Raw genomic sequence first — 6,047 nt, forward strand, 5'->3', positions numbered from 1 at the left:
TTAGAATTGAGTGCCGCCTACGGTGGAGTAGCCATTAAATCAGAAACAAAACAGTGGTCAACCGAAAATACTACCACCATTACCTTGGGCGAAGGTAAAAGGGTAAAAGGAGGAAGGTGCATTGGGTATTGGCAAGGGCAAATATTGGTAAATGGCAAGCTAATGATGACTACGGGGATTCACTTTACCAATAATGGGAATCCACCAGTAAAAAGCCCTGTATTTTATGGTATAAAGTAACTGTCCTTAGTTTGTAGCATCCACACTTTTAACCATTGGCACTTAACCTTATAGCCGGAATGGGAGTAGGTTATGTAACCAACCCTTTTGATAGGTTACATAACCTAAAAAATATTATGATAGAAAGCTATCTAAATACATCTTGGATAGGACATTTATCGCCTTTTCACACAATTTGGTAATTGAGTTGAGCTACAAAATAAGGAGATACAAGGCTTTATTTGCCTAAAAATCGCTGAACTGATTGTTTTTTTCGGTGAGTTGCTGGTATTAATCTGATGTTTTCGTCAAAGCTGGGTAGAGTCTATTTACTCTACCCAGCTTTTAACTTCGTTGAGCTCAGCACGGTAAAACTGTAGCTTCTGTTTTAAAAAAGTACCGTCCCCGCCTCGCCTGCTCCGAGCTTGTCCTCGGAGGTTGTGTGTCTTTATCAATTTATAAATCCCGCAATGCGGGGCCGATCGAAACCCTAAAATAAGTCGTTTTTTAGGTACCGATACGTATCGGCATCTAAGGATTTGTGGAGACACAAATCAGGGCGAAAAATAGTAGGGTAGAGTAAGCTGACCTGATATATCAAATAAAACAATTATCCTAAATTTCTTGATACGAATACATGGATATGGAAATTTTAAAAAAAATAATCCAACAAATGATTGTAGCCTCCGATGAAGAAGCCAATCAGTTGGTGGATAGATGTTTTCGCAAAAACTTTGAAAAAAAGAACCTTTTGAGCGAAGATGAGAAGTTTATTAAGGAAGTATACTTTATTGTAAAAGGTATTATCCGCGTGAAAATCAATGACATAGAAGGTAGAGAACACACAGTACACTTCGCCATTGAAAACCAGTTTATAGCGGATTACAATGCTTTTATTACAGGTGAAAAATCTAACTACCAGTTACAAGCTTTAGAATATACCGAGACCATTGTTTTACCTAAATCTGCCATTGAGTGGGGCTATAAAAATATGCAAGAGGGAGAAAAGTTAGGAAGGCTAATTGCCGAGTTTTACTTCGTTTATTTAGATACTAGAATCCAACACTTATATACCTTAACTCCCCAGGAAAGGTATGATTTAATGAATGAAATTTTTCCAAACATTCATCAACGGGTGCCACAGCACATGATTGCTTCCTATTTGGGGATTACCCCTGTTCACTTAAGCCGAATTAAAAAGCAAATTTCATAAAACCTAAACATTTGTTATCGCTTTAGTAGTTTTGGAATTATAAATTTGTACAAATGTTTATTTAAAAAATCACAATTATGTTAAAATCAGCTACCGTATTATCTCGCCTTTTTTTCAATGTGTCGTTTTTTTCAAATGTTCAACCTCAAACTGCTGCTTTGTAGATGGACTTTATCATAGAACTAAAACATCGCAATGAGTGGCTATTTTATTTTGGAGTAGCCAACTTGATTTTAACAGCCTTGTTTGCAGCCTTGAGTTTTATCACCAATATTCAAGTAGCAGGAGTTAATGCTTGGCACAAACCCATCAAATTTGCTTTGTCTATAGGGGTATATGCCTTCACTATGGGTTGGTTGATGTACTACTTGCCACAAAGTCGAAGTACAACAGTATGTAGTGGACTCATAGTAGTGATGCTTACCTTTGAGATTGTATACATTGGTTTACAAGCTGGTAGGGGGCAATTATCTCATTTTAACATATCATCACCTTTGTATAGCCACCTATACATGGGTATGGCAATTGCCGCCACCATAGTATCTTTGATTACCCTATATATAGGCGTGCTGTTTTTTCAATCCGACTTACCCCACCTGTCCAAACATTATGTTTGGGCAATTCGTTTTGGCTTATTGCTCTTTGTTATTTTTTCTCTAGAAGGTTTTGTAATGGGGGCAAACCTCTCGCATACTATTGGCGGACCAGACGGAGGTAAAGGATTGTACTTTTTAAATTGGAGTCGAAAATTTGGAGATCCTCGTGTGGCACATTTTATAGGAATGCATGCGCTGCAAGTATTGCCGATCTTGGCCTACTATGTACTCAAAAACACCAGGCTCACCATAGTTGTGGCTATTCTTTATACACTGCTTGCCTTGTATGTGCTTATCCAGGCATTGCAAGCCAAACCCTTTCTGAAATTTATAAACTAAATGCACATGAAAATCAATCAACGTACCATTCAACGACTCAAGAAAAATTACGGTAAATGGGTACTAATTACGGGGGCTACCTCTGGCATAGGCAAAGAAATGGCGCTAAAATTTGGAGAAGCAGGTTTTAACCTGGTGATCACGGGGAGGCGCGAAAACCTATTAAATGACTTGAGTACCTTATTATTTGACCGTTATCAAGTAGAAGCTATTCCTATATGTGGTGATCTGTCCAATGAAAACGACGTAAACAGCTTAATCGGCGAAACATCTCATCTGAATATTGGTGTGGCAGTGTTAAACGCGGGTTTTGGAACCTCAGGTAAGTTTATTGATGCCAACATTAAGCAAGAAGTGAACATGCTTCACCTCAACTGCAGAGCATTGATGGTGTTGACCCACCATTTTGCCAACAAAATGAAAGACAAGCCACTAAAGGTGCCATTGTATTATCAGCTCTATGGTGGCTTTCAGGGAGTACCCAATGCGGCACATTATGCTGCTACCAAGGCGTATGTGCAATCATTGGGCGAAGCCATCGCACTTGAACTAAAACCCGTTGGGGTAGATGTGTTATGTGCTGCTCCAGGTCCTGTAGAAAGCGGGTTTTCTAAGAGAGCCAATATGAAAATGTCAACCACCTTAAGCCCCGAAGTGGTAGGAGTCCCCATCATTCAGGCCATTGGTAAAAAAAGGACAGTTTTGCCAGGGTTTCTTACCAAACTATTGGTGTATAACTTGAGTATGACCCCAAGGTGGGGTAAGATACGCATTATGGGTAAGGTAATGAGCGGGTTTACCAAACATCAGGAGTAGTGGATGATAAGGCTAAAAAAAGAAGGAGAGAAGTCTTCATGTTTTATGAGACTGGCTATCTCGTCGAAGATTTGTTGCGTAAGCAAGTCAGTAGTTTTACATAAAAAACGGCAATAAATTCTTCCGATGGCGGTTTTTTGTGGACCCACCTGGTTGTGGGTAATATCCCCCATCTCTTGAAAATGAAGATTTTTAGGTATTGTTAATCAAGCACTTATCTTAAAAAGGATAGGCACTATGTAGGTTTTATTTCAAAAATATTGTAACCCAAATGGCAAGCATCAAAACAATACTATACAAGAGCAAAAAGCTGAAAAATACTCAGCATCCTGTTTGTGTTAACGAGGATAAACGCTACTGCCTGTCTCTGTCTTACAATGCTTTACCTTGCGAATTTGACAACAAAACCAGACAAAAAACTGGAAAACCGTTGAGTTTATTGATTGCAAAAGAGGTTTTAAAAATATTGAATATTTTAAATTACGCAGAAGTTACATATTCCCAATATTTGATAAAAATATGCATATCACCCCTATCAAGAAAAAGAATAGGAGTCCTCAAAAGAATCAATAAGAATTTAAGAACAATTGCTGAGATACAAGGCATTCAGAAATCATTCACCTTTTACGCAGTTCGTCACTCGTCAGCCACCAAGCTTAAAAGAAGTGGAGTGATGTTATATCAGAGGCTTTAGGTCATACCAATTTAGATGTTACTCACTGACCTTTCGCAGTACGTATTTTTGTTTTTAAGCAAAAAAATACAGTATAGGACTAAGGTTGCGTCAGCTGGATTCAGCCTTAGTTTGTTGCCGTTAAGTTGAAAATCCCGAACTTGTATTCGGGGAATCTGTGAAATGAAGCCGTAAAAACAGATCACTGTTTGAGCCACAGGCGAGTTTGAGCTGTTTAACCGAAAAGGCAGAGCTTGCCCTTACGGGCTGCGGTTCGGCGTAGTGAAACAGATTTAGGCGAAACAAACTACAGCTGCGGTGCTTGAACTCCGAACTTGATTCGGAGGGTTTTTGATTACTTTTTTACCTGTAGAAAATCCATGATCCTCCGAGAGCAAGCTCGGAGTTGTGAACCGAACTTGATTCGGGGAAGTAATGGCTCACAGATACTCGAATCATTGCTTTTTATGAGCATATTTTGCTGAGTGGTATTTTTTCACAGAAAACAAATTTTTGACCTGCGAAAGGTCAGTTACTCAGATATATTTGAGTAAATTAATTGATTTTTCTCATAATTTCACTTGCAATCTGACTCAACTCCAATTCCTTATCAATGGCTTTTAATTTAACGGCTTCTTTTGGCATACCATATACAACTGATGACTGCTCATCTTGAGCAATGGTAAAAGCGCCTGCTTTTTTCATATCTAGTATGCCCTTAGCACCATCTGCTCCCATTCCGGTTAATATGACTCCTATAGCATTTTGGCCTACCGATTGAGCAACAGATTGAAACAAAACGTCCACAGAAGGCTTATGGCGATTTACCAACGGCTTGTCTAGGAGCTGAACAATGTATTTAGCACCACTACGTTTTACGACAAGGTGTAAATTGCCAGGGGCAATCAATACTTGCCCTCTTAATATGCTGTCACCTTCTTCTGCTTCTTTTACACTTACCTCACATTCACTGTCTAACCTTAAGGCAAATTGTTTTGTAAATAGTTTGGGCATATGTTGTACAATTACTACTCCGGGACAATCCACTGGAAGTTGTTGAAGGATTTTTTTGATTGCTTTTACTCCTCCTGTAGATGCGCCAATTGCTACTACTTTGTCAGTGGTTGTGATAATATCGTTTTTCCGTTCTGGGAAGGTTGAAGTACGCATTTGTTTTGGCAGGCTGGTTGTTCTTTCTTTCCCTACCCGTGCATAATAAGCTGTTTTTACTACCTCACAAAGTTTGGAGGTGCTTTCTTCCAGTGCATCCTTAGTATTTAACTTAGGTTTGGCAATCACTTCCACAGCGCCAGACTCTAAAGCTAAGAGTGCGGTATCTGCCTCTTCCAAAGTTAGGGTTGAGATTACTACTACAGGGATGGGATGTTGTGCCATTAGTCTTTGAAGAAAAGTAATACCATTCATACGAGGCATTTCAATATCCAACGTGATCACATCTGGCTTTACTTGTTTCATTTTTCTAGCGGCTACATAAGGATCCGATGCAGTACCAACAATGTCTATTTCAGGATCAGATGAGAAAATTTTTGTCAAAACTTGCCTCACCAGTGCCGAGTCATCTATAATTAAAAGTTTTATTTTGGACATAGGCTACCTTTACTTAATTCTTTTGATAAATGGTTGGTTCTATCATTTTTACTGGAAAATTAAAATCAAGGATAGACTCAGTATGTCCCAGAAACAAATAACCTCCCTGTTTTAATTTTAGCAATAGCTTCCGAATTACTTCCTTTTGTGTTTTTCGATCAAAATATATTAATACATTTCTGCAAAAAATAATGTCAAAGCCTCGAGGAACATTATAAAATTCATTCATCAAGTTTAACCATTTAAAGTTGTTCTTTTTTCTGAGTTCTAGTACGATTCTAAATTTATCTAAGGTCCTATCCTTGCTTCGTAAGAAATAACGTTTTTTTTGAATCGGGAGGATTTTTTCCAATTCTTTTCTTGTATAAACTGCATCTACGGCCCTTTGTAAAGCAGTCACAGAAATATCACTTCCCAGAATAGAGTAATCTATACTAACTTCAGATAACAGCATGTATTCCTCAATGAACATTGCAATACTATACACTCTTGTCCACTTGAGAGCCGAGCTCATATTTTAAGTGGTTTTTTCGTGATCGGCAAAGCTCCTTAGCATAAACAAATGATTCATTCTCGGAGAAGA

The 6,047-nt window shown here is 38.4% G+C and carries 7 protein-coding genes; 5 read left to right on the forward strand and 2 right to left on the reverse strand.

All coding sequences use genetic code 11. From position 1 onward, the window contains the following. The 5 genes from M23134_RS36890 to M23134_RS36915 all read left to right on the forward strand — a co-directional run. The coding region (locus tag M23134_RS36890) for a hypothetical protein (RefSeq protein WP_045115081.1) at nt 1-240 on the forward strand (240 nt) is incomplete at its 5' end. Nucleotides 241-862: 622 nt separating this feature from the next. After that, on the forward strand, nt 863-1,432 hold the full coding sequence (locus tag M23134_RS36895; protein WP_002706091.1) for a Crp/Fnr family transcriptional regulator: 570 nt from the start codon (nt 863-865) through the stop codon (nt 1,430-1,432). A 164-nt stretch (nt 1,433-1,596) separates the two neighbouring features. After that, nucleotides 1,597-2,367 carry a hypothetical protein gene (locus M23134_RS36900; RefSeq protein WP_002706093.1) on the forward strand — a complete coding sequence of 257 codons (771 nt, stop codon included), beginning with the start codon at nt 1,597-1,599 and terminating at the stop codon, nt 2,365-2,367. A gap of 6 nt (nt 2,368-2,373) precedes the next feature. After that, nucleotides 2,374-3,183 carry an SDR family NAD(P)-dependent oxidoreductase gene (locus tag M23134_RS36905; RefSeq protein ID WP_045115083.1) on the forward strand — a complete coding sequence of 270 codons (810 nt, stop codon included), beginning with the start codon at nt 2,374-2,376 and terminating at the stop codon, nt 3,181-3,183. Nucleotides 3,184-3,454: 271 nt separating this feature from the next. After that, nucleotides 3,455-3,877, forward strand: coding sequence for a site-specific integrase (locus M23134_RS36915; RefSeq protein WP_002706096.1), 423 nt, complete (start codon nt 3,455-3,457; stop codon nt 3,875-3,877). Nucleotides 3,878-4,411: 534 nt separating this feature from the next. Here the strand turns inward: M23134_RS36915 and M23134_RS36920 are convergent. Together M23134_RS36920 and M23134_RS36925 are read right to left on the reverse strand one after the other, a co-directional pair. Further along, nucleotides 4,412-5,464: a protein-glutamate methylesterase/protein-glutamine glutaminase gene (locus tag M23134_RS36920; protein ID WP_002706098.1), complete on the reverse strand. Its 1,053-nt coding sequence runs from the start codon at nt 5,462-5,464 to the stop codon at nt 4,412-4,414. Nucleotides 5,465-5,477: 13 nt separating this feature from the next. Further along, nucleotides 5,478-5,978 (reverse strand): CheR family methyltransferase, encoded by a 501-nt coding sequence (locus M23134_RS36925; protein ID WP_053337466.1) that lies wholly within the window; start codon nt 5,976-5,978, stop codon nt 5,478-5,480. Nucleotides 5,979-6,047: the final 69 nt, after the last annotated feature.

It is taken from the genome of Microscilla marina ATCC 23134 (assembly GCF_000169175.1).
Classification (GTDB): Bacteria; Bacteroidota; Bacteroidia; order Cytophagales; family Microscillaceae; genus Microscilla; species Microscilla marina.

Coding starts and splice junctions, on each gene's coding strand:
- M23134_RS36915 (WP_002706096.1), top strand. CDS start 3,455: ATGGCAAGCATCAAAACAATACTATACAAGAGCAAAAAGCTGAAAAAT.
- M23134_RS36925 (WP_053337466.1), bottom strand. CDS start 5,978: ATGAGCTCGGCTCTCAAGTGGACAAGAGTGTATAGTATTGCAATGTTC.
- M23134_RS36900 (WP_002706093.1), top strand. CDS start 1,597: ATGGACTTTATCATAGAACTAAAACATCGCAATGAGTGGCTATTTTAT.
- M23134_RS36905 (WP_045115083.1), top strand. CDS start 2,374: ATGAAAATCAATCAACGTACCATTCAACGACTCAAGAAAAATTACGGT.
- M23134_RS36920 (WP_002706098.1), bottom strand. CDS start 5,464: ATGTCCAAAATAAAACTTTTAATTATAGATGACTCGGCACTGGTGAGG.
- M23134_RS36895 (WP_002706091.1), top strand. CDS start 863: ATGGAAATTTTAAAAAAAATAATCCAACAAATGATTGTAGCCTCCGAT.